Genomic DNA, 25,728 nt, shown 5'->3' on the forward strand with positions numbered 1-25,728 from the left:
TCTGTTATTATTTTATCGTTTAGAGATCGTCATAATCTTTTCTGCAAGTATATATTTACTAAATCGATTTCGTTTAAATTAAAAATATTAATTATCCGAAATCAAAAAGATAAAATAACTAACACAAAACCAATGTCTAAATTCTCAGAGCAAGTTCACGTTTCTATAGGTGGATTTGAAAAAAACGTTATTTACTACGATTTACAAATCTCACAAAAAATGGCCGATCATCATGTTTTTTCTTTCGTATGGCAATACACAGGAAAAATAATAATTCCGCCCGAAGATCAGGAAAAAGCAATATCCAAATATATTGGAAGTCAGGTAATTTTCACCTTTAAAGTCAACGAAGTCAGATTAATGGCCAAAGGGATTATTAAAGGTTTAAAATCCATTTATAAAAACGGCAGTCCTGCTGGTTTGCATGTAATTGGAATAAGCCACACGATTGTTCTGGATGAAATGGACAAATCAAGAATTTTCCTGAATAAAAATCTACAGCAAATCGCTTTAGAAATTTTTGACGAAGAAAATTCAGGTGAGTTTTATCAAAGAGAAGCCATAAAGCCCACAAATAGCAAAGAATTTCGATACAAACCGCAGTACAACGAAACAAATTTCAATTTCATGAAAAGGCTTTCGACACGTTACGGACAATGGTTTTATTTTGATGGAATGCGAATGCAATTTGGGCAAATAAAAGCAAGCAAAGTAAAATTAATCAACGGATCGTCGCTTCATAATTTTACAATCGAAACAAATTTGATATCTAATAAAGTCGCATTTGGAGGTTACGATTATAATTCAGTAACCAATATACGCAACGCTGCCCAACAAACTTCAACAGGAAGCAGAGACAGATTTGCTGTTTCAATGGGTTGGAATCAGGGATCTATAGTGCGCGATGATTTAGGTTTGGGTTCTTACACTAACAACGCACAAAACAAAGAAGAAATAGAAGAAATGGTAAAACTGCATACTGCAGGCCGCGACGCAAATAGTGTTTTTTACAGCGGAACTTCTTATCTGCCTATCGGACTTGGACAGGTTTTTACGATTCAAAATCAAAACGTACAACACGAATTAATTGCTATTGAAGTTACACATCTCTCCCAAATAAATGGAAATTACAGCTGTGAATTCAAAGCAATTCCATCAGATGTAGAAGCACCGCATTATACTAATGTAAAAGCATTTGCACTTGCCGAAAGCCAGTCTGCCAAAGTAATAGACAATAATGATCCTGAAAAACTAGGACGAGTTAGAGTGAAATTTTATTGGGCTGGATGGAATTCAGAAAGCGACTGGATGCGTCTCGTACAATCTTACGCAGGTTCAGGAAAAGGAAACTATTTCAGACCTGAAATTGGCGAAGAAGTACAAATAGGATTTGAAGGCGGAAACGCTGAATGTCCCTACATATCTGGAACTTATTATAACGGACAGGAAAAACCAGATTTCTTTGATCCACAAAATTTAATTAAAGGTTTAAAAATGAGATTTGGGCAGATGCTTAAATTTATTGAAAAAGTAGGTATTATTCTTTCTGACCCAAGCGGAAATGAAATTCATTTGGATGAAGAAAATAAAAATATAAATGCTACAACACCAGAAACGTTTACAATAAGAGCAAAAAATATTGTTTTTGAAGCAACAGAAAGTATTACGCTAAAAGCGGGAACAAATATTATTCAAGAGGCTGAAAATGATATTAATGTAAGTGCCGGAGGTAATATCTCTGAATTTGGAGATAATAAAACCGAAAATATAACTGATAATTATACTCGAAGTTCTGGTGAATCAACTCAGTTTGCCGACGAAGTTAAAATTTTCAGTACTAAAGAAAATATGCTTTTAGAAAGTTCTCAAAAAACAGTTGAAATCAATAGTGCAGAAAACTCTAATATATTTTAGCAAAAAGATTTATGGCAATTAATAAAACAGCAAAGAATTTAAAAATTAAAATAAAAAACAGTTATGCCTCATTTTCTAAAATAATTCATGAAGAAAGCGGAAAAATAGAGATCGTTGCTACAAAAGAAAATTTAACGTTGGCTTCAAACAAAAAGATAAACATAAGAGGTAATAAATCATAAGAATATGTCTAATATAATATTTGGAGAACCACGGTTTGTGCCTCCTAAAGAAGATGATAAAGAAACAAATGACGTTTATATGGGAGTGTTTTTTGACGGGACTTCAAATAACAGAGAGAATGTCGAAGGCAGGCGTAAGAATCCAAAACTAAAAGATACTTACGCATCAAATAAAGATGGTTCTAATACTAGTTATGGTAACGATAATACAAATGTAGATAGATTAGAAAAAGCTTATCTAAATGAGAACAAAATCCATTATTACTCTGTATATGTTGAAGGAATTGGAACTAAAAACCCAAAAAAGAATGATGATGGCACACTTGATTATTATGGTGATTTTACTCGTGGTCAGGGTTATGGTACAGGAGAAACAGGTCTTTATGAAAAAGTCGAAAAAGGGTGTTTTGATATTACTCGAAAGTTAAAAAAGGAAAATGAAATAAATATTAGTACTTTATATTTTGATGTTTTTGGTTTTAGTCGAGGAGCTGCTGCTGCACGCATTTTTGTAAACGAATTGAACAAAAAGAAAGATTATAAGGATGATAATAGTTACATATTTGGAAATTTAGGTAAGGCTTTTAAAGAATTAGGATATAAAATAAATCCGCTTCGCATAAAAGTTCGTTTTTTAGGTATTTATGACACCGTTTCATCATATGGATACAATGTTTTTGATGATATTGACGAGGATAAGGTTCCTTTAAAAATACCGAATGTTGGTTTTACAGTCCATTTAACTGCCGAGGACGAATATCGCAAAAATTTTCCGCTTACCAATATTGCCAGTGCAGGAGCAAATAGTATAGAATTAACGTTGCCAGGATGTCACTCAGACATTGGTGGCGGCTATAAAAATGGAGAGGAAGAAATTGTAATACTTACAGAATCAGCCCCTATAATAGAAGCCGAAAAAAAACATGTTTTGGAGCAGGGCTGGTTTAAACCAAGCCAGTTAAAAGAACTCCCAAGTTTGTTGCCTTATTATTTAAAAGGTACTCGAACCCTTAGTAATGAATACAGCTTTGTAATTCTGCATCTTATGGCGGAATTTGGTAAGCGTAAATATAAAATTCAGTGGAAATATAAAATTTTAGATAAAGATTATATAATACCAAAACAATTAAAAGGAATTAAAGAACGGGTTTATGCATATGCCTTTGATAATAAGCCTAAATTAAAATTCTATACTAGCAAAGAAATAGAATTAAAACGAAAAAAAGAATGGAGAAATCAAAAAGAAGTTGATGATTTTAATACAATGGTTGCTGATTATTATTTATTACCAGATTTGCGCAATAATTATCTTCATTGCTCTGCTAATATGGATGGTGTGGGTATGGAACCTCAACAAGATAATTTAAGTAATATTATCAGAAAACGAACAATAATATCAGGATGAATATGAAAAAGATAATTATATGTATTGCCTTTATCTGTTTATTTAATTCAACTTTAATCTCTTGTCAAAATACTATGAAACACAAAAAATATTTTTGGGACTCCTCAGTTTGTACTCCAAAAGGTTATCCTGCTGAAATTTTTTCAGGTCATTTAATTCTTGGAAATACTCCTGAAAGTGGTTATGTTTATATGCCGTTTGACCGTATAATAAATAGTGAAAACTTAGGTGATAATGATGGTTCTTCATCAGGAGAAGCAACGGGAATATCTCCAAAAATACTTGATATAACTTGGCTGTCTTATACAGAAAATAAAAGTTATTCTGGTGTTTTTAAGCTGGATTCAGAAAAAATAGAGTCCTTAATGATAAATGGAAGTGAAACACCATATTGGGATAACGAAACAAAAAAGATAGGTGTTTTTAAAGATTTTGATTTTGTAGTAAATGCCGGTTTATTTCCGGGTGGTATGGTGATATTATATGTTTGGAGTCCAACTAATACAACTATAGTAGGGAAATATCAAGCTAACGAAGATAAAAATGTCGATTGGCAAATGGCACATCCATCAATGAAAGGAAAAGAAGGTATTACAGAATATGTAAATTATATGAATGAAGATTTACCCCAAGAAATAAAAGATCAAATAAAACAAGGAACAATACCATTTGGTTATTGGGAAACTCTTTTTAAAAAATATCCTATTACACCACAGGTTAAAGCAGAAGATAAAGTAGAAACTATTGAAATTAATTATATAAATGGAGAATTTGAATCGATCTTTTTGAGTTTAAATGGCAATGTTATACCAATAAAAGAACGGGCAGTTCCTAGAAAAATAAATATTGTCTGGCATGATATAAATGATAGACGAATGGAAAGTGATATTTTCTTTGATGAAAAAAAATCGAAAGCTATTTTCGAGAATATAAAAATTGGTGAATCTATCAAACTTATAATCGATGTAGATCGCAATACAAAACCTAGAGAAACAAAAGGGATTTCTATAAAATTAAAAACAGCATCCGCTGAAATTGATATGGAAGAGGCTATTATTTCACAAGAATCATTTACGAAATCTAGACCGTATTAATTGGTAAGAAGTAAAATTATTAATCTTTTCGATCGAAAACGAAATACCCAAACTAGTAAACAGCTTTTACTGGCTCAATGAACTTAGTGAGATTTTGAATCCTTATTTGGATTTGGAGTAACGGTTTATTTTTGAAATTTTATAAACCCTTGATCATTTTTTTGATTGAGGGTTTTGTTTTTTAGGCAGTTTTAAAAAATACCGTATAAGTACGCGTTGTTTTGGGTTTGGATTATTGATATACTTGTTAAGTGTATTTTTTAGTGAATTACGGTTTACCGTAAAACAGTAAATAATTAAAGAATAATCTTTGTTTAAACTAACAACATTTTCAATCATGAAAAACCTACTTACTATAACCTTAATTCTATTTTCTATTATCTCATATTCACAAAAAGAGAATGTAGAATCTACAACTAGATTATTCATTGATAAAGCTCAATTCACCAGAATTAATAAAGATTGGAATACAACCGCTGAATTCAAATCTGGAATTGGCGAAGTTGTAAACTTTTATCCGATAGAAGTTATTGATTTAAAAGCCGGAACAAAAGTAAATGCTTTACAAATAGACATGTATATTAAAAATCCTGATATCTATAAAACTGCATGGATTGGAATCGATGAAATTGAAGAATTCATAAATTTTGTAGAAGATAATGTTATTCCAAACCTTGATTTAAAACTAAAAGAGAAATCTTCTGAGTTTATTTTCAAAGCAAAAGAAATGACAATGTCATATTTTGTAAATGAAAAAAACAGAAGAATCACCATAAAATTAAACAGTTATGATAATGATAAAGTTTTAAACTATACTTTTTGGACAGAAACGCAAGTTGATAAAATTCCTAGGTTATTGACTGTACTAAAAAAAATTAAATAAGTTAATATTAAGCATTCTTAGCACGAACGAGGAGATGATTTTCCTCTATATAAGACAATTTTATGAAAGAATTTAAAAATGTAATTTTATACGATTGGGTTGATTTCTTTAAATCACTTTGTATCGCCATTGATTTAATTGGTCAGAATAAAGAAAACAGAAATCAAAATTTAAAGGTAAAGGCAAAAAATGTGTTTGGTGAAACTCATGCTATTTACACATACCCTGAAATAGATCCCTTTTCATTTATTTATACATTAGCTCAAAGAAACACAACCAATCAAAAAAATAGTGTGTTTCAATCTTGTATTGACGTTTTTGAACTAGAAACTAAACTACCAACGGATTGGTACTTTCCGACCCCTACACCCCAAACAAAAAGTTTATTTTATAACAAGGGAAAATACACAGATAGTAATGGAAATACTTTTTCAGTTGACATACTTTGGGATTTATTTTCAGAAGTTGTAAATGATAAAAATCTCGACAATAACAATTTTAAAGATGTTTTGTCAATAGTGAATGTAGGAGTAGTAAAATTTACACAAACACTTTTTCTTATAAATGCTAAAAAGTTTCTACCAATTGATGAGCGAACTACAGCAATATTGCCAAATTCAATTAATCCAACTAAAGAAATAAATAAATCAGGTCTCCCTAAATATCAAGAATTCCTCAACTTCTATAATAAGACATTTCCAGAATGTTATTCTTATGAGATTAATCTATTTCTAAGTCAATTTACAGGAAATGGAAAACAAATTTCTCTAAAAAAAAGCTTCTGTCAAGTAAGCACTATGGTAGATGGCCAAAATAAAAAAGATTATTATGATGATTTTATTCGAAATAATGCAGTTCGCGCTGGTAGTTCCGGAGAACATAAAACTAGAGGTGGTGAATATCCCTTAGAAAAAGTTTTTGATGGAGAAGTAGTTTTAGTTAGAAGAGGAACTAAAAATATGGCTGGTATAGGAGTTATTATTGATAATGAATATTTAGAAGATGGATATGATGATGACAAAGCGATTAAAATTGTCTGGATTAATAAGTCACAAAGAAAATTAAATAATGCCTTAGGTGACTGGACAGGATTTAACATAGCTACACCAAATACAATTCAAAAAGTTAAAGAGGTCTATAAAGATACTTTTGATCTAATAGATTTATTAACAAAATCAAATAGCAGCGCAATATCAAATAAAAATACTCCCGATAATATGTCTAACGAAAATTTAAATCAAATTTTATATGGTCCTCCAGGAACAGGAAAAACATATAAATTACAAAATGAGTTTTTCGAAAAATTTACACTGAAAGAATCATCACTATCCCGAGATCAATTTCTTGAAAATTTAGTTTCCGAACTAAGCTGGTGGCAAGTTATAAGTATCGCTTTATTTGATTTAGAGACTGCAAAAGTAAATGAGATCTATGATCATGAATTAATCAAAATTAAAGAAAAATTATCTACCTCAAATACAGTAAGACCAACAATATGGGGACAATTACAAAGACATACAATTTTAGATTGCTCCTATGTTAATGTAAAGGAAAGATCAGAACCACTATATTTTAGTAAAGATAAGGACTCAAACTGGACTATTGATAACGAATTATTACACCAATATTATCCAGAAGCATTGGACATATTAGAATCAATCCAAAACTTTACAGGAAACGAAGGAATAGTCATTAAAAACTATGACTTCGTTACATTTCACCAATCATTTAGTTATGAAGACTTTATAGAAGGAATAAAACCTAAATTAGAGGATGGAGAAACTGAGTTAAATTTTGAAATTAAAGACGGAATATTCAAAAAACTATGTTTGAAAGCTGAAGCTGATCCTGATAGTAATTACGCTATTTTTATTGATGAAATTAACAGAGGAAATGTTTCTGCCATTTTTGGAGAATTAATAACTTTAATTGAAGAAGATAAAAGACTGGGAGCAAAAAATGAACTTAGAATAAAATTACCTTATTCTAAAAGAGAATTTGGAGTGCCATCAAATCTTTATATTATTGGAACTATGAATACAGCTGATAGAAGTGTTGAAGCATTAGATACTGCACTAAGAAGGCGATTTTGTTTTGTTGAAATAATGCCAGATCTAAAAGTTGTTGAAGATAAGAATTTTAAAGATTATAGTAGAGTTCAAATTATGAAAATAATAAATCAACGAATAGAATTATTATTGGATCGTAATTATACTTTAGGTCATTCTTATTTTATAAAAGATAGTTTTGAAAACTCTTTTAAAAATGAAATTATTCCATTACTTCAAGAATATTTTTATAATGATTGTGGAAAAATTGGTTTAGTTTTAGGAAAAGGGTTTGTTAGGGAAAAACAAATTTCGAATACAAATAATTTCATATTTGCAGACTTTGATACTAAAAATGACGTTGATATCGTTAAATCATATGAATTAATTCCTTTTGACGAAATTGATTTTGAAATAGCTATAGAAACATTATTAGCTTAAAAATGTTGAAAGAAAATACCATCCAAGTTTTTGAACACAGTTTTCTTCCTATAAAAGGAAAGTTTGAGGAACGTCATTTCGTGGCACTCTCAAAACTGAATGCATTACATAATTATAAGTATTTTGATTTACGTCATAATGGTATAAAATTTAAACAATTTGTTGGAGTTATTCAAGTAGCTGGATTAACTATTGAAATTTTACCTAAAATAGACAACCACAACGGAAATGAAGCCATATGGCAAAAAACTTTAATAGAAATGCTTCGTGTAACTAAAAAACTGAAAGTTCAAAAAACTGATCAGGCAAATGTAAATAAGCAAAATATTCATTTGCTGGATCTGTATTTTGAATGGTTTTTAAATGAAGTTAAAACCTTAATTCATCAAGGATTAATAAAACAATATTATAAAGAAACATGTAATGTAAAAGCTTTAAAAGGAAAATTAGAATTTGCAGGACATATTAGTAAAAATTTAATTCATAAAGAACGATTTTATACGACGCATCAAATTTATGATAAGGATCATCTCATTCATCAAATTTTATCTATAGCTTTAGATATAATAGAAAAATGTACTAAAGGAAATTATCTATACTCAAAATGTAAAACAGTCCAACTAGATTTTCCTGAAGTAAAAAATATTTCAGTTACAGAAGCAACATTTTCAAAAATCCCTAAAAATAGAAAAACAGCTCCTTATGAAACTGCGCTGGCAATTTCAAAGTTTATAATCTTAAATTTTGCTCCAAACATTTCTAGTGGTTCAGAAAATATGCTGGCGTTATTATTTGACATGAATTCTTTATGGGAAAAATATATTTTAGCTCGATTAAAACAATCTAATAGAGAAGTAAAAATATATGATCAGCAATCAACAAAATTTTGGAATGGTATTTCAATAAGACCAGATGTTGTAATTGAATATGGTACTGAGAAGTTTATTCTTGATACAAAATGGAAAAACATTTCACACAGTCAGCCTTCAACACATGATTTACGACAAATGTATGCTTATAATGATTATTGGAAATCTACAAAAGCAATGTTGTTATATCCATCAAAAGAAAGTAAATTTGATGGTTTTGTAAAATTTCAAGATCATCATGTTCACCAATACATTATGCATGACCAAAAAAGAATCATTCAACATGAATGTGGATTGGGTAAAATTTCTATTTTCGAAAAGGATGAAGATATTTTAAATCATAAAATTGGAGAAGAAATAATTGATTGGTTTATAAAAGATGTATCTAATCCTCCAACCTCAAATAATTCCCATCAAAACTAATCACAACCTTTTCATATTGCCCCAATACATCTTGTCCAATATTTCCAAAATTTACTTCGCCATAAACGCCATAATCTTTTTGGTCAATTTCCATTTTTGGGAGTTGAATTAGTTTTTTCCCAAGATATATTTGCTGTTCTTTTAAAAGCAAAACTTCTTTAGAAACCACTTCTGCGCCAGCACTGGAGGATTTAGAGGTTTCTAAAGTACCCATACGGTCAAGGTCGGTTTTGAAGGTTTCGTAAAACGCCTTATTGAAAAGGCTTTCTTTTGCTCCGCTGTCAAAATTAAACGGCAGGGTTTTGCCTTTATACGTGAGCATTACAATCGCTCTGAGTTCGTCTACAAATAAGTTTTTTCCTGTTGTATTGGTCTCTAATTCTTTAGAAAAGGTAAGTTTATCTTTTTCAATCGTAATCGTTCCTAACTCTTTTACTATAGGAAAACCAATAATTCCGTTAATGACATAAGCGCCGTCTGCAAATGTAAAAGCCTTATCAGGATATACTAAAAACACCGCATTATGAATTTTCAATTCACCTAAATTAATTTCGGGTGCAACGCCTATACGAACTTTGTTTTTTTGTCCCGTAAAACTCGCCACCGAAATATTATTATCGGGCAAGATTTTAACGCCCATTTTCTTAGCCACACTTTCGGTAATACAGCTAATTCCTGCTCCGGTATCAAAAACAAAACTGGACTGCGTTTCATTTGCGGTAACTTCTGTTGTAATTAAACCCGCTTTGTCTTTTACGGCAGCAAGGGTAATTGTCGAAAATTTATCGATTGTTTGTGCGCGTGTATTGCGCAAACTCTGCCAGATTCGCTGTGTGTTTAATTCGTCCTGAAGTTCGTCTTCGGTGTAATGCTTTTGAAATTTAAGGGTTAAAACTTTAGAAGCCGTATAAGCCAAATTGTAATTAAAGAGTTTGATATAATTATCGTTTTTCAGCTTCGCAAATTCGTAAGTATTGGTGAGTTCGTTGTTTTTCAAACTGTCCAAATACTGGTTTGACAACTTGGGTTTATTGCAGACATTGGCATATAATCCTTTATAGAAATAATAGTCTTTGCCTTTTTCCTTATTGTTCAAACTATCCATTTTAGCATACTGATGTTGTTTGCTTAATTGTTTTAAAGTAATGTCGGGGTTGGTTTGTCCTAATGCTATTTGCATTGTGAATAAAAGACAAAGTAAAAGTTTGTTAGAGTTCATTTGTCTGATTTTTTGAATGTTAAATATAGGGAAATTGTTTTGTTTCAGGTTTCATGTTTTAGGTTTCAAGTTTTCATAATTTTGTCATTTCGACGGAGGAGAAATCTTCGCGAGTAGCTCCGTATAGAATGTTACCAATCTTTGTAGAGTTACTTGCGAAGATTTCTCGTTCCTCGAAATGACAAGATTGCGTTGGGATTTGGAGTTTTTAATAAATGCCGCTAATCTTTGTAGAGTTTCTTGTGGAGATTTGCTTCGCCTGTTCGCTATCGCTCGAGTCTCCTCCGTCGAAATGACAAAAAATGCGTTGGAATTTGGAATTTAAAAATTGGAATTTTTAATGAATTTCGCTAATCTTTGTAGAGTTTCTAACGAAGATTTCTCGTTCCTCGAAATGACAAGATTGTGCTTAAATTCTAAATTCCAAAATCTTGATTTCAAAAATAAATTCCAACTCTCAAATCCTAAATTCTAATACGAGCGATTGGAATTTGGAATTTAAAAATTGGAATTTAAAAAATAATCAACCTTTACTTTTATTTATCTTCTTCCTCTAAAGCCTCCGCCGCCTCTAAATCCACCACCGCCAAAACCACCCTGATGTTGGAAGTTTTGAAAATTTCGGGTTTGTGATTCTCCGCGGTCTCTGGATAATGCTGAACGATCAAGATCGTTTGTAATATCAGGACGGCCGGCTTCGCCAAGCGGTTTATTCGGTTGTCCGAGGGTTTGATCTGCTTTTGGGAAATTATCACGCTGGGTTCTGTCACCTAATCGGGTTTCGCCGCCTAGGTTTTGTTCCGGTTTCGGCAAGTTATCACGCTGAATCCTCTCTCCTGCTCCATTTGCTCCCAATCCCTGATTCGGTTTATTACGTTCAATTGCTTCGCCTGATTTTTTTGATGAACCTAAAGTTCCTGCTTGCGTCCAGCCGCCGTTTCCGTTATTATAATGACTCCAGTTTCCGTTTGCATCTTTTTTATAAACATGTCCGTCGTGACCTGCGTATACATTATTATTGGTATGAATAGTTGTTCCTCCGCCTCTGCGATGCGTAATTACACCTTTATTTCCTCCCGAAGTTTCATAACCAATTGCCGTTCCGCGTCGGGTTGTAACGTGTCCTGTCTGCACCCATTGATTTCCATTTGTAGCGGCAGAATGTCCCCATTGCGCATACGCATTATGTCCTTGATTGGTTCTGGCGTAATTTCCCGTCCACGGATTATAAGTACTTGCAGCAGTTCGACCGCCATACCAGCCCTGCACACTTGCAGAACGTCCGTATCTTCCCGTTGCCGGATTATACCAGGCCGAAGTTCCGGCAGCGCCATAAGGTCCGTAAACACGTCTTCCAACGGCATAACCACCCGTCCACGGATTGTAAACTGCTCCTGCTCCATACGCATAAGGCCACGGACGGTAAATAGGATATAATCCGCCATAATACACATAGGGTGGATAATACCATCCTGTGCCATACGTTAATATAGCACCTACGGTAGCACCAATAATAAAAGCACCTAAATATCCTGCTGTTGAACTGCTTTCGACAGTTGTATCGGTTGTGGTTTGCGTAACATAGGTTACATTATATACCGGAGAACTCGGCGGAATGGTATAAATTTCTTTCGGAACAGAATCGGCTGTTTTCCAGGGCCCGTTAGGACTTGTCGACATGAACCAAACAGCCTGAAAACACAAATAATACAAATCGCCTACTTTTATAATTTTCTCCTGTGTATTGCTTGCATATTGCATTTTTGTACCTTCAATAGGTTTAAACTGAGGCGCTCCGTCATAGGTTACTTTTACTTTGGCTTCGGCATCAGATTTCTTTAAAATTGCAGTTGTGGGAACTTGTGCCAGCATAACGGCATCTTTGGCTTCCTGCGTTCCGGGCACAGATGATAATACATTGGCGCGCGGCGAATCTTTAGGGATTTTGGCAAAATCAGCAGGAAGGTTATTTCCGGCATATGTCCACGGTCCGGTTAAGTCTTTCGATTTAAACCATCTTCCGGAGAAAAGTACATAATATTGTCCATCGGCTTCATTGGCAAAAATATCATTTTCGGTATTATCAATGTACATTAATTTAGTTCCCGGAATCTTGATAAATTTTGGATTTCCGTATACGGCAATTAATTCAGCTGGTTTATTGCTGTAAAAAACTTCAGGAGCCGTTCCCGTTGAAGGAGGCGGAATCATCTTTTTAACATCATCAAAATTTTGTCCTGAAGGCAGGTTAATTAACCCCGAAGGCAATTTTCCTGTTTTGATCCATTTACCGTCTATTTTTTTGGAAGTCAGCCAGACATTCTCAGCCAACAGATAATAATCTTTAGAAGTTTTATCAAAAAATAAATCCCAGTTTGTATTGACAACATATTGTATATCTGTTTTTTCAACAGGCACTAAAACCGGTTCTCCCTGCACTATTAATAAAATTGCAGGATTGGTGCTGTAAAAAATCGCAGGCGGATCGTTCTTCGCCGTAATTCCTTTTGCAGGGCTTTTGGTCTGGCTTAAATCAGCCAGAATACGATCTACAGAAATAGGATCTCCGCTTACAGGCAGTGTTTCTTTAAAGAGTTTTTCCATTTCGGGAACTTTCTTTTTGTCGAGAGCAGGAAATCGTACATCAGTTACCTGAAGATTTTTAATAAAAGCGCTTCGGTTGTCTTTATCCACCAAAGTTTCGGCTTTTAAAGAAGCTACACCTATAACTTGTTTGCCATCTTTTGGCGTTAACGAAAATGCCAGTCGGGCTGTAATTTCTTTATAATCTTTCCAATCATCGACCTGGGGCTGATAATAAACGAGTTTTGTACCGTTATTTTCGGCTTCGCGCGGCCAGCCGTTATCGGCAAATGCAGCATCGGCAGTATCAGACTTTACCGCTTCGGGATTTGTTTGATCTATATCTTTATCTTTTTTGCAGGAGAACAAAACTGTGCTCAAACAAACTACAATTATTAGAAAAGCTTTTTTCATAAATTTAAAAGTTAGATTATTCATTAAAAATTTATTCTCTGGGGTATTCCTGTAAAATTGTTTCGAATAAAATTAAATCCATACAACATATAAAACTATTATTCAGCTATTTAGTTGGTTTCAAATTCTAACTTGAAACCAAAAAAGAGATAAATAATCATCCTTTCTCCTTAGATTTAAAATTTATCTGAAAAAAAATTATAAACTAAAGTTTTGATCCAGCCCAGTAAAATCTATCATTATAAATTATTTTTATAAGTGCTAAAAATTATTAATTTGATTAATAAACATTGTCACCATAAATTTGTCTCATCAAAATCAAACAAATGATTTGATCATCTTAAAAAATAACTTTAAAAAATAGAAATCATGAAATTTACAAGAAGAGCAAACGCAAACTGGAAAGGTACAGGAATGGAAGGAAAAGGTACTATTAGTACTCAAAGCACAACTTTAGATAATGCACAATTATCTTTTAAAACTCGTTTCGAACAAGGTGTTGGAACAAACCCAGAAGAATTAATCGCAGCGGCACATTCTGGATGTTTCACCATGCAGTTAAGCTTTTTATTATCTGAAGCTGGTTTTGTTCCGGAAGATTTAGATACAACTGCTAAAGTAACTTTTGAAGACGGAACTATTACTTTGATCCAATTAGAATTAACTGGAAAAGTTCCTGGAATCTCTGCAGAAGATTTTCAAAAAGCAGCTCAAAAAGCAAAAGAAATTTGTCCAATTTCGAAATTATTGAACACTGAAATTACTTTGGCGGTAACGTTGAATTAATTTCTAGATAATAAAATTTCAACATAATCTTGTCATTCTGAGGAACGAAGAATCTTCGTAAGTAACTCCGCTTGGTAAGCATCCAATCTTTGTAGAGCTTCTTGCGAAGATTTCTCCTCCGTCGAAATGACAAGATTGTGTTGAATTTTCAAATAAAACAACACAACAATCTAAAATCTAAAATCAACAATCTAAAATTTTAAACATGAAAACAATTAAAAGCTTTTTAGCATTCGCAGCAATAATCTTTAGTTTAGTATTTACATCAGCAAATGTAAACGCACAAGCTGCTCCACAAATTAAAAATGTAGTATTAGTACACGGTGCTTTTGCAGACGGTTCCGGATGGAAAGGTTTGTACCAGATTTTAACCAAAAAAGGATATAATGTAACGATTGTTCAAAATCCGTTAAGCTCTTTAGAAGATGATGTTAAAGCAACAAATTTAGCTCTTGACAAACAAGACGGACCAACAATTTTGGTTGGACATTCTTGGGGGGGAACTGTAATTACAGAAGCTGGAAATCACCCAAAAGTTGCGGCTTTAGTTTATGTTGCTGCTTTACAGCCTGATAATGGTGAAAACTCTATTCAATGGTTACAAACTGCGCCTCCTGCTCCAGAAAATGGTGTATTGCCTCCAGATGATAAAGGAATTGCTTATTATGATAAAGCTAAATTTCACGCTGGTTTTGCAGGTGATTTAAGTAAAGAAGATGCTGAATTTATGTTTGCTTCGCAAGGTGCTTTTCACGCTCAGGGTTTTGGAACTCCAATTACTAAAGCAGCATGGAGAACTAAACCTTCTTACGGAATCGTAGCAACTGAAGATAAAAGTATCAATCCTGATATCGAACGTGCAATGTACAAACGTTCTAACACAAAAATTACAGAGATAAAAGGAAGCCACGTAGTTTTCATTTCTCAGCCGGCAAAAGTTGCCGATGTGATTATTGCGGCTTCGAAAAAATAAATTTCAATTTTTTTAAATTCCAAAAATGGAGTAAAATTCCAAAATTTAAATTCCAAATTCCAAAAAAAAATGGGAATTGAAATTTCAAAATATTCATAATCTTGTCATTTCGACGTAAGGAGAAATCTCCGCGAGTAGCTCTACAAAGATTGGCGACATTCTATACGGAGTTTCTTGCGGAGATTTCTCCTTTCGTCGAAATGACATTTCTTTGTCTAGAATAATAACAGGTTTTATAAAGATTGGCGACAATCTGTGTAGAGTTTCTTGTGTGATTCGTCGTTCCTCGGAATGACAAAAACAGAAAAATTCCAAATTCCAAGCCTTAACAAATTTGGAATTTGGAATTTTTATATTGGAATTTTCCTTGGAATTTGGAATTTTTATATTGGAATTTCCCTTTAAGAAACTTTACTAATAGCTTTTACAAAATACGGTGAATCGTTCCAGCGGATTTTTTTGTATGCGAAATCTTTTTTGAGTGCATCGGGAAGGCAGTTCCAAACGGCTTCGTTCATTTTTTCTAATAATAATTTCTTCGAAAAAGAATCTGAAACTACTAAACTGATTTCCCTTACCGGAATGGGTTCTTTGAAAGGTTTAAAAAGCTGAGATTGTGCTTCGTTTAAAATAGAAAGCTGCGGAATAATCGCAAATCCTAAATGTGCGCGAACGAGATTTTTTAAGGTTTCTATTGAATTGATATCGTAGGTAAACTGTTCTTTTATTTTATCTGATGATTTTAATCCGCAAATGTCCAAAAGCTGTGCATTGTAGCAATATTCGTGATGCAGCAGCAATAGTTCGGTTTTGTCTCCGGGCTGAAGTTCATAAAAATCTTCTTTTGCCATTGGATGTGATTCATTTAAATAAGCTACAAAAGGCTCTTTAAAAATAACATGTTCAATTAAATTGGAATTTCCCGTTGGTGTCGCCATAATAGCTACATCAATCGCACCAATTTCCAGATCTCTCATTAAATGTCCCGTGTAACCTTCTTTAATAATAAAATGCACTTTTGGTGCCGCTTCTTTCATCGCATTTATAAACAACGGAATGAGATAAGGTGACAAAGTTGAAATTATTCCAAGCTTTAATTCTCCTTCTAAAAGATTTTTTTCATTCACCACAAAATCACGGATTTCATCGGCTTCGCGAAGAATTTTTCTGGCTTTGTTGATTATTTCTGTTCCGAGGATTGTTGGTGTTAAAGGCACTTTATTTCGGTCAAAAATCTTGATTCCAATTTCTTCTTCGAGATTTTTTAACTGAATCGTTAATCCGGGCTGCGTTACCATGCAGACTTCGGCCGCTCTTGCAAAATGGCGTTCGTCATCTAAAGCAACAATATATTTTAACTGCTGAATGGTCATTTGTGGAGTTTCTAAGATACTGAGATGCTAAGGTACTAAGATTTTTTTCTTTTTTGTTCGGGAATAAACTTTGTCAAAGTTTTGAACTTTGACAAAGTTATTACGCGTGAAAAATATTTGTAAAACTTTAACAATACTTTCAAAACCAAAAATATAGAATTTATCGTACATATATGAAATGGTGTTAGAGAATGGGCGTAAATTCAAATGGTATTTGTTTTTGGAGCATATTGGGTTTATCATTCTTATAATATCGTTGATGTTCCACTTAATATTTTAACCAAGAAAGCGATCCCAATAAGATCGCTTTTTTCTTTTTGTTACTTCAGGAAATTAAAGTCCAACTTTTCCTTCTGCCCAATAGGGCTGTGTGTGAATGTTTTTGTTTGAAACGCCTTTTTCTCTTAACGCTTTTCGAAATGCCTGAATGGACTTGGCATTTCCCATTAAATAGAAGTATCCATTTTTCCATAAGTTCCAGATTTCGGGATCAAGATTTTGAAGTGATTTTATTGCCGATTCTGCTTTGCGGATTGATTTTGGAACGATATCTACATTTAGCCCTAACTTTTTGGGAATATCTGTCGAAAGTTCATCTAATTCCAAAATTCCCAAATAGTTATTTTCGGTTCGGTTAATTTCGTCTTTCATGCTTATGAAAACACTGATACAGGTTTCGTCACCAAAAAAGAAATGGTATTTTGCTTCTTTATTAAAAATTTTAAAACCTCTTGGCATGCCAACGGTAATTTGGTCATTGGGTTTTAAATTATTTATAAATGCGCTTCCGGGGCCGTTATTGTGAATATGAAAGATAACTTCAAATGTTCCGTTTTCGCTGTTCCATTTACTTGGGGTATAATTGCGATAATTGGTATCGTTAATCCGAATTACTATGGCTTGCCCGAGCTTGAATTTAACATGCGGAAAAGTACCTTTAAAATTGATTATTTTTATATTCGGGCTTGGTGTTTCTATAGTCATCACGCTTACTTTGGAAATTTTACCGGCAAAGGCCATTTCCATAAAATCGCCAATAATTTTAGGCATTGAACTCATAATTTTCAGGTTTTAAAATTCAATTCAAAATTGAACATAAAGCACTAAAAAGACATTGAATAATAAATGGCAATGATTGGACTATTCACGGAATTTTTTGCGAAAGGCAAGCGGGGTTTCTTTGGTTATTTTTTTAAATAATCGCGAAAAGTAAGTATGATCTTCAAAACCGAGTGCAAAAGCAATTTCCTTTACTTCATTATCAGTATAATAAAGAAGTCTCTGGGCTTCGGTAATCATAGCGTTTTGCAGCCAATAAGTTACCGATTTTCCCGAAGAAGCATTGACACAGTCATTGAGATGGGAAGTTGTGATATTTAATTTCTTTGCAAAATATGACGGGCTTTTGAGAAAGGTACGATCTGAAATGAGTTTTTTGAAATTGTTATAAATTATTCCTGATTGATTTTTTAGTTCCTTAATTTGGCTTTTTGAGTCTGAATAGATATTGGCTAAATTGTAAATCAAGGCATTAAAAAGACCATTAATAATTTGTGCTTTATTTGGATTTAAACTTTTAAAACTGCGATGCAATAAATCGATGGTATCCAAAAGTTCTTCTTTATATTCCGTATTAATTGTATTTAACTGTTCGGAAGTTTTTAAATTCTGGAAAATCTCGATACAATTATTCGGAATAAGAAATGGAGCCACACCAATATAGTATCCTGCTGCGTCTATCGAACCATCCTGTCCGTGATGAATTTGAAGCGGTTTGATCATCAGTACATTAATGGCTTTTATTTCGATATCGATCATGTCACATTTTAAAATGGCATGTCCTTTTGTGAGCACAAAAAAAATAAAAAAATCATCACGGTGCGCTTCTAATTTAGCATCGAAATTGGCCAGATCGTCTGCAGAATGATAGGCAATAAAAATACCGCCAACAGCTTCGGGACTTTGATTGTATATGGGTATTTTTTTCAATGCTTATGATATTTCGAATATGAGGAATTACTGCTTTTCTTCGCTTTTTAATTGTAAAGCTCTTTGTAAAAAACTCTGATGAACAATTTTATTTTCGGCTTCATTAATGGCCTGAAGCAGGTTATTTTGATTATCGGCAATTTCGCTTAAAGCTTGTTTCATAACATCCCAGACAGGTTTCATCTGCTCGATTAGTTCCTGGCCTTTTGCAGTAAGCTGGAGGAGTCTTTTACGCTCGTCGATCTTATCTTTTTTAGAACGAATCAGTTTTTGCTTTTCGAGTTCTTTTAATAAACTTATGGTTGATGGATGTGTATAACCTATTTCATTAGCAATCTCCACCACGCTTAAAACTTCTTTATGATATAAAGTATAAATTACGGGAAACCATTTGGGTTCGAAATCAATTCCGTATGACTTGTAAAACAAGGCACCGTCTTTTCGCAATTGTTCGCTCAATCGCTGCAATCGTGTTGAAAGCGCCAATATTCCTGATTCGTCTATAATGTTCATCTTTATTTCTTTAGAGTTAAATGACAAAATACATTGTCTGGCGCCATTAAAGGAAATGCTTTTGGAAGCTTATCTTTCTCTATTCGCACGAAATCATTCTTTTCATAAAAACGCAATGCTGCTTCTAATATAGAAACGGTTCCCAAATATAAATCATTGATTCCATTTTCTTTGCAATAAATTATTAGTGTCTCTAATAATTTTTGGGCGATTGAAAATTCTTTTCCGCGATATTCTTTCTTTACAAACATCTTTCGAATTGCTGCTTCTGTATCAGAAAATTTTACCAAAGCGATCGTTCCAACTAGTTCTTCCTTTATAAAAGCACCCCAAAAACCTCCTCCGCTGGCATAATAAAAATCATTAATAATAAGCAGGTCCGGCTGGTCTTCGATTGTAATGGGAACATTAAATTCTTTTTGCTGAATGTTTAATATTAAATCGACAATAACATTTGAATATTGGTTTTCTATAGGTTTAATTTTTGGCTCCATGATATTTTATTTTTTTTGTATTACAAAACTACGTAGTTAAATACATAAATAAAAACATTTATTTAATTTTATGATTTATTTTATACTTTTGTTTGGTTAATGCCACGAAGGCACTAAGACACAAAGTTTTTTTTTATGCCACAGATTAAAGGATTAAAATGATCTTTTGAGATTAATACAAACAAAAAACTTAAAATTTCTTATATAACTTATATGGTTTAAAAAATATGGCAAGAAATCAAAAGGAAGAAGTTCAGGCGCTTCAGGATACTATATATGTATTAGGTGGAAAATGGAAACTGCCTATTATAAATTCGATCTGTAATGGAAATCATAGATTTAAAGATATTAAGGAAAGTATTCCTGGAATTACTTCGCGAATGTTATCGAAGGAATTAAAAGATATGGAACTGAATAATTTGGTAAAAAGAACCGAAGATCGTGATGCAGAAGTTCCTATCCTTTATGAATCAACTTCTTATTGCCAATCTTTCGGGCCTATAATTTTGGAAATGATTAAATGGGGAATTTCACATCGAAATCATATTAAGAATAGAGAACAAGAAGTTTAGAATATTTCTTATAGTATTAGAAATTCAAGCTAATAATTGGTCATTTAAGTTTTTTCTTAAGAAACAAAAAGTTTTTTTTCACTCTACATATATCTTAACTGAAAGATATTCAAAAAGTTAAACCATCTTCAAATAAAATATTTTAAAACTCTCGAAAATTATTAAAACTGAATTATCGATTTAATCGTAAGTACGAAGGATTAGATATTTAGTCGATCATTATTTTCTATTAATTTTAAAAGATTGAAACGTGGATAAATTGAGCATTCAAAGATTAAAAAAGACTTTATTATATCTGGAGAGCAAACATCGTGAACTAAAAAGACAAAACGATAACGATACACGAAGTATTGAATCGATGATAAAGTATCTTAAAAAAGATATGCTGGAACAGTTTAATTTAACCGATTATGATATCTATATTAAGGAAGAAACTAAAAACACTGAAATTTTTATTCGCAGTGTCAAAACTATAATAGATGAACTTTCGTCTTGTGAAGTTTAAAAATTAGCAAATCCCATACTGAAGTTATTCTTCAAATCTCTAAACTGCATCAATATCCATTTTTAAGGATATTCTTTAAATAAACTGTCAGGAACATTTTTCGAAAGCCTTAATAAATAAGATAACGAAGATATAGTTCCTGACAGTTTGTTTTTACTTACACTCTAAATCAGTATATTATACAATAATATTTTTTATTTGCCTCGAAAAAATCTGACAAATATTTAATTTTTATTTGTAAGCTTTTATTTATCTTTATTTTATTCTTTATTAACGAAGAAACTTACAAACTAAAAACTGCAAATGAAATCGTTTGTGTTTTTAACTTTATTTATACAAAAAAGCCTTATAAAATAAACCTTACACGCCTTTATTAAAAAGCCATTTCATGACAAGAAAAACCTGTTCTATGACATATTTTTCCTTGTTAACCTATTTGAAATCTAATTTTAATCCTGAATTAAAACCATAAAAGTTTATTGATTCAATTTAAAAATGTAGGAACTATTTTTTTAGTAAAATACTCTCTACCTTAAAAATCAGGTATAAACACCTGTTTTAAAAATAGTTACATTCAAGTAACTTAGCGTTGTAATAAAAAACTGTCAGAGTGTTTTTTTAACCAAATCTGGCAAATTATAAATAAATCAAAATAACTAATACTAACTATTAATCAGAAAAATTATGAATGACATTTTTTTAGGATCAATTATGGCTTTTGGATTTACTTTTAATCCTAGGGGCTGGCAAACTTGCAGCGGTCAATTAATTTCAATTGCTCAAAATACTGCCCTATTTTCATTACTTGGTACTACTTACGGCGGAAATGGACAAACTACTTTTGCTTTGCCAGATTTAAGAGGACGCAGCATGGTTGGTGTTGGTAACGGACCTGGCTTAACTCCTATTGTTTATGGACAAGTTGGTGGAACTGAAAACACTACACTAACTATAAACAATATGCCGCAGCACAATCACCAGCTTATTCCTGGAACTGGTGCTGGTCAGGTAAATTTAGCTTTTACTGCAAATGCTTTTACTGGCGGGACAAATTCTAATGAAACTGACAACGGTAATAACTTCTTTGCATCTGGTGGAGCTACACCAGCTATTTACAGTGAGCCAACTGCAAATACAACCAAACTTGGTGGTATAACTGCAAGTATATCTGGTTCTACAACTATTGCAGGAGGCTCTCAGGCATTTAGCATTAGAGATCCATATTTGGGTATTAATCTTTGTATTGCTATGGAAGGAATTTTCCCTTCTCGTAACTAATATCAAATTATAAAAACAGAGGTATTCCTGCCTCTGTTTTTTTTTAATCAAATTTTATGGATAACGACATCAAAATAGGAATTTTAATTCCAAAGTCACAACAGTATCCCGGCCTGGATAAAGATTTTATGCGAGGTTTAAAACTTAACAATCTCAAAACAAAATTTTTTGTCGAAAGTATAGGTATTGGTGCAGACGATAAAATAATAATTGAGAAAATTCAGAAATTAAATTTTCAGGAAGATGTATCTATTATTATAGGTTTTTTTGGTCATTATAATGTAGCCGAAGTTTATAAATATGCTTCAAACAATGATATTTTATTAATCGCAGCAGATTTAGGAGCAACATTACCTTATGAAACTGTAACTCCAAAAGGGGTTTACATTAATTCATTTGGATTAACTGAATCCTGCTATCATTTAGGAAATTATCTAACAACAAGCAAAAAGTATAAAAAAATTGCCACTTCGACTTCGTTTTATGACTCTGGTTATGGTATGCTGAGTGCTATTGAATATGCATTTAAGGAAGATAGTAATTTTTCAGGACATTACATTACTCCTTTTGTACCAAGAGAAGATGAAGCCATATATATGGATAAGAATATTAATAATCAGGAACCTGATGCCGTTTTTGCATTTTACAGCGGTATATATGCCGAAGAAAATGCTGGTTTTGTAAGTCAAAATAAGATTACACAAAAATATCCTTTTTATGTAACTCCTTTTTTTATCAATGATAAAATATTAGAAAACTACAAAACCAATCCACACAATCTTTATGTAGTAAGTTCATGGATGCAAAATGATACTGAAACATTAGATTTCACCTCCGAATATCTAAATACTTATTCTGAAAGTCCATCAGTATTTTCAATTTTAGGATATGAAAACGGACTGATATTAAAGAACATTCTTCTAAATGCAAAAGATTTTAGTTTGAATTCTTTAATTGAAGAGATAAACAAATTAAATATTGTGGGTCCAAGAGGGGCTATTCACTTTGACAAGGAGACAAACAGAACAATATTTAATCATTATATCTACGAATTAAATTTAGATTCCCTTAATAATATAAGCTTTAGAAAAATTGAGACATTGATAAATGACGGAAATTTTATTAAGGCTTTCACTTCATTTACAAAGCCTGATAAACAAGGCGGTTGGCACAATGCTTATTTATGTCATTAACTAAAACGTATGTTATGAAAAAAAAATTACTCTTATTTATTATGCTCTTGTGCACATTTTTTGTGCAGCAAAAAGCAAATGCCCAACTGGGCCCGGGAGATATAGCCTTTATTGGTTATAACACGAGTCCTTTAGACGGATATTCTTTTATTGTTCTGAAAGATATATCGGCCGGGACAGTTGTTTATTTTACTGAACGCGGATGGAATGGTACAACCTGGGTACTAGGAAGTACAGAACCACATCTAATATGGACAGTACCCGCATTTACTCCGGTAGGAACTATTGTTTCGGTAATGGAAACATCTGCCGACACTTTTACAGTAACGGGTACGACGGGTATTGGTTATGCTCCTGGCTTTACTACAGGATTTAACCTTAGTGGTGGTGATCAGATGTTAGCTTATCAATCATCTACAGGTGTTCAACCCGTCTTACCAGACCTTCCAACTTTTATAGCAGGGGTTCACGGTGATTATAATTCAGCTGATTATGACTCAACAACTAAATGGAATCTAGCTGGTACGACTGGGGGAAATGCAAGTGCTTTACCATCTGGATTAACTAATGGATCAACTTGTATTTCTTTATTCCCGGCACCAGGTCCAGAATATCCAAATGCTAAATATAATGGTACGTTAACAGGTAATGTTACTACTTTATTAGGCCTTATCAATAATCCGGCAAACTGGCTTATTGATACGAATACTGCTAGTCCAACTAACTATGCTATAACAGCGGCTAGTTATCCAACTCCATCTATATCTACAACGCCGCCGGTATTTACTTTGCAGCCAACCAGCAAAACTATTTGCCCTACTGCTAATACTTCATTTTCAGTTGCTGCAACTAATGCTACCAGTCTTCAATGGCAGGTTGATTACGGAAGTGGTTTTACTAACATTTCGAATGGTGGTGTTTACTCAATCGTAACTTCTATAGGTACCAGCAGTACTTCTACACTAACGATAACAGGTGCTACATCTGCAATGAATGCTTACATTTATCGTTGTGTTGCTGGAGGAGCTTCTTCTGTAAATTCGAATTCTGCAACATTAACCGTTCCAACGGCACTTAGCAGTTCAATTTCATCACAAAGTAATGCGAGTACATACGGTGCTAATAATGGTTCGGCTACGATTAGTGTTACGGGCGGAACTACTCCTTATTTCTATTCATGGTCTCCATCTGGAGGAACAGCGGCTACTGCTTCTGGTCTTACTGCGGGGACTTATACCGTAACGATTACTGATAGTACTCCTAATGGCCTTGGAGGATGTAATAAAACTCAAACTGTAACTATTACTGAACCTGCGGGTTCTATTGTATCAACAACATCATTGAGTGCGTTTTCAAGCTGTGGTGGTGCTTCAACAGCACAAAGTTTTACAATAAGTGGTGGTGGTTTAACCTCATCTTTGGATGTATTAGCTCCTACTGGTTTTGAAATTTCTACATCAGTAGCTGGTATTTACACTAACAATATTTCTTTTCCTAACGTAGGCGGTGTTGTAACAACTAAAACCATATATGCTCGTTTAGCGGCATCAGCTACAGGAACGCCATCTGGTAATATTACTGTTTCTTCAACAGGTATAACAACTAAAAATGTTGCGGTTACAGGAAGTATGAATACTATAGCTTTTACAGCTCAGCCATCTGCAAGTATAATTTGTGCAGGGGCTAATACAACTTTCACAGCTACAGCTTCAAATGCTACAGGATATCAATGGCAAGTAGATCAGGGTGCTGGTTTTGCTAATGTTCCAGCTGCTGCGCCATATTCTGGTACAACTACTGCAACATTAACTATTACTGGCGCAACTGCTGGGTTAAACGGATATATCTACAGAGTTGTAGCTTCAGGAACATGTCCATCTGCCACTTCAAACAACGCAGCTTTGACTATTAACACGGCTCCGGCTATTACAGCACAGCCATCTGCAAGTACAATTTGTGCAGGTGCTAATACAACTTTTTCTACAACAGCCTCAGGTGCTACAGGTTATCAATGGCAGGTAGATCAGGGTGCTGGTTTTGCTAATGTTCCGGCTGCTGCGCCATATTCTGGTACAACTAGTGCAACATTAACTATCACTGGTGCAACTGCGGGATTAAGCGGCTATATCTATAGAGTTGTTGCTACAGGTGCATGTACTCCTAATGCAACTTCAAATAGTGCATCTTTAACGGTAAATCAAGCGCCGGCAATTACTGCACAGCCATCTGCCAGTACAATTTGTGCAGGTGCTAATACTACTTTTTCTGCAACAGCATCAAATGCTACAGGCTATCAATGGCAGGTAGATCAGGGCGCTGGTTATGCTAATGTTCCAGCTGCTGCACCATATTCTGGTACAACTTCTGCAACACTAACTATCACAGGTGCAACTGCGGGATTAAACGGGTACGTTTACAGAGTTGTTGCTACTGGTTCATGTACACCTAATGCAACTTCAAACGGTGCTGCTTTAACTGTAAATCAAGCTCCGGCAATCACTGCACAGCCAACTGATAGTGCTATTTGTTCTGGATCTAACACAACATTTAGCGCTTCAGTTTCAAATGCTACAGGAT

General features: G+C 33.2%; 21 protein-coding genes. 14 read left to right on the top strand and 7 right to left on the bottom strand.

Annotated features, from left to right (window positions below; genetic code table 11):
• Positions 1-132: 132 nt before the first annotated feature.
• From FLAPXU55_RS03260 to FLAPXU55_RS03290, 7 genes are all read left to right on the top strand, one after another.
• Positions 133-1,914 carry a phage baseplate assembly protein V gene (locus FLAPXU55_RS03260; RefSeq protein WP_180856548.1) on the top strand — a complete coding sequence of 594 codons (1,782 nt, stop codon included), beginning with the start codon at positions 133-135 and terminating at the stop codon, positions 1,912-1,914.
• 11 nt (positions 1,915-1,925) lie between these two features.
• On the top strand, positions 1,926-2,096 hold the full coding sequence (locus tag FLAPXU55_RS03265) for a hypothetical protein (protein ID WP_180856549.1): 171 nt from the start codon (positions 1,926-1,928) through the stop codon (positions 2,094-2,096).
• Between the two features lie 4 nt (positions 2,097-2,100).
• Complete coding sequence (locus FLAPXU55_RS03270; protein ID WP_180856550.1) at positions 2,101-3,501, top strand: T6SS phospholipase effector Tle1-like catalytic domain-containing protein; 1,401 nt, start codon at positions 2,101-2,103, stop codon at positions 3,499-3,501.
• A 74-nt stretch (positions 3,502-3,575) separates the two neighbouring features.
• Positions 3,576-4,595, top strand: a complete 1,020-nt coding sequence (locus tag FLAPXU55_RS03275; protein WP_219637238.1) for a DUF2931 family protein — start codon at positions 3,576-3,578, stop codon at positions 4,593-4,595.
• Between the two features lie 337 nt (positions 4,596-4,932).
• Positions 4,933-5,478 (top strand): hypothetical protein, encoded by a 546-nt coding sequence (locus tag FLAPXU55_RS03280; RefSeq protein WP_180856552.1) that lies wholly within the window; start codon positions 4,933-4,935, stop codon positions 5,476-5,478.
• Positions 5,479-5,540: 62 nt separating this feature from the next.
• Positions 5,541-7,967 carry an McrB family protein gene (locus tag FLAPXU55_RS03285; protein ID WP_180856553.1) on the top strand — a complete coding sequence of 809 codons (2,427 nt, stop codon included), beginning with the start codon at positions 5,541-5,543 and terminating at the stop codon, positions 7,965-7,967.
• A gap of 2 nt (positions 7,968-7,969) precedes the next feature.
• Positions 7,970-9,259, top strand: a complete 1,290-nt coding sequence (locus tag FLAPXU55_RS03290; RefSeq protein WP_180856554.1) for an McrC family protein — start codon at positions 7,970-7,972, stop codon at positions 9,257-9,259.
• Here FLAPXU55_RS03290 and FLAPXU55_RS03295 read toward each other — a convergent pair.
• A complete protein-coding gene (locus FLAPXU55_RS03295) occupies positions 9,222-10,478 on the bottom strand; it encodes a retropepsin-like aspartic protease (protein WP_180856555.1) in 1,257 nt (418 codons plus the stop codon). The two genes, FLAPXU55_RS03290 and FLAPXU55_RS03295, sit on opposite strands and share 38 nt — an antisense overlap.
• Before the next feature lie 540 nt (positions 10,479-11,018).
• Complete coding sequence (locus tag FLAPXU55_RS03300) at positions 11,019-13,475, bottom strand: hypothetical protein (RefSeq protein WP_235991983.1); 2,457 nt, start codon at positions 13,473-13,475, stop codon at positions 11,019-11,021.
• Between the two features lie 369 nt (positions 13,476-13,844).
• Here FLAPXU55_RS03300 and FLAPXU55_RS03305 point away from each other — a divergent pair, with 369 nt between their 5' ends.
• The gene (locus FLAPXU55_RS03305) at positions 13,845-14,261 is read left to right on the top strand and encodes an OsmC family protein (protein ID WP_180856557.1); all 417 of its coding nucleotides are present in this window, start codon (positions 13,845-13,847) and stop codon (positions 14,259-14,261) included.
• A 205-nt stretch (positions 14,262-14,466) separates the two neighbouring features.
• On the top strand, positions 14,467-15,234 hold the full coding sequence (locus tag FLAPXU55_RS03310) for an alpha/beta hydrolase (protein WP_180856558.1): 768 nt from the start codon (positions 14,467-14,469) through the stop codon (positions 15,232-15,234).
• 401 nt (positions 15,235-15,635) lie between these two features.
• Here the strand turns inward: FLAPXU55_RS03310 and FLAPXU55_RS03315 are convergent, their stop codons facing one another.
• The 5 genes from FLAPXU55_RS03315 to FLAPXU55_RS03335 form a co-directional block, all read right to left on the bottom strand.
• A complete protein-coding gene (locus FLAPXU55_RS03315; RefSeq protein ID WP_180856559.1) occupies positions 15,636-16,607 on the bottom strand; it encodes a hydrogen peroxide-inducible genes activator in 972 nt (323 codons plus the stop codon).
• A gap of 333 nt (positions 16,608-16,940) precedes the next feature.
• Positions 16,941-17,666, bottom strand: coding sequence for a siderophore-interacting protein (locus tag FLAPXU55_RS03320; RefSeq protein ID WP_180856560.1), 726 nt, complete (start codon positions 17,664-17,666; stop codon positions 16,941-16,943).
• Positions 17,667-17,747: 81 nt separating this feature from the next.
• Positions 17,748-18,596, bottom strand: a complete 849-nt coding sequence (locus tag FLAPXU55_RS03325; RefSeq protein WP_180856561.1) for a helix-turn-helix domain-containing protein — start codon at positions 18,594-18,596, stop codon at positions 17,748-17,750.
• Between the two features lie 27 nt (positions 18,597-18,623).
• Positions 18,624-19,109, bottom strand: a complete 486-nt coding sequence (locus tag FLAPXU55_RS03330) for a MarR family winged helix-turn-helix transcriptional regulator (protein WP_180856562.1) — start codon at positions 19,107-19,109, stop codon at positions 18,624-18,626.
• A gap of 2 nt (positions 19,110-19,111) precedes the next feature.
• Positions 19,112-19,603 (bottom strand): GNAT family N-acetyltransferase, encoded by a 492-nt coding sequence (locus FLAPXU55_RS03335; RefSeq protein WP_180856563.1) that lies wholly within the window; start codon positions 19,601-19,603, stop codon positions 19,112-19,114.
• 227 nt (positions 19,604-19,830) lie between these two features.
• On the opposite strand from FLAPXU55_RS03335, the gene FLAPXU55_RS03340 reads away from it, so the two are divergent.
• The 5 genes from FLAPXU55_RS03340 to FLAPXU55_RS03360 form a co-directional block, all read left to right on the top strand.
• The gene (locus FLAPXU55_RS03340; protein ID WP_053471834.1) at positions 19,831-20,175 is read left to right on the top strand and encodes a winged helix-turn-helix transcriptional regulator; all 345 of its coding nucleotides are present in this window, start codon (positions 19,831-19,833) and stop codon (positions 20,173-20,175) included.
• Between the two features lie 250 nt (positions 20,176-20,425).
• On the top strand, positions 20,426-20,680 hold the full coding sequence (locus FLAPXU55_RS03345; protein ID WP_180856564.1) for a hypothetical protein: 255 nt from the start codon (positions 20,426-20,428) through the stop codon (positions 20,678-20,680).
• Between the two features lie 684 nt (positions 20,681-21,364).
• The gene (locus FLAPXU55_RS03350; RefSeq protein WP_180856565.1) at positions 21,365-21,958 is read left to right on the top strand and encodes a phage tail protein; all 594 of its coding nucleotides are present in this window, start codon (positions 21,365-21,367) and stop codon (positions 21,956-21,958) included.
• Between the two features lie 56 nt (positions 21,959-22,014).
• The gene (locus tag FLAPXU55_RS03355) at positions 22,015-23,151 is read left to right on the top strand and encodes an ABC transporter substrate-binding protein (protein ID WP_180856566.1); all 1,137 of its coding nucleotides are present in this window, start codon (positions 22,015-22,017) and stop codon (positions 23,149-23,151) included.
• A gap of 14 nt (positions 23,152-23,165) precedes the next feature.
• Positions 23,166-25,728, top strand: a 2,563-nt coding sequence (locus FLAPXU55_RS03360) for a beta strand repeat-containing protein (protein WP_180856567.1), incomplete at its 3' end; no start/stop codon positions are given.

The sequence above is a fragment of the Flavobacterium panici genome (assembly GCF_903819335.1).
GTDB classification, from domain to species: Bacteria; Bacteroidota; Bacteroidia; order Flavobacteriales; family Flavobacteriaceae; genus Flavobacterium; species Flavobacterium panici.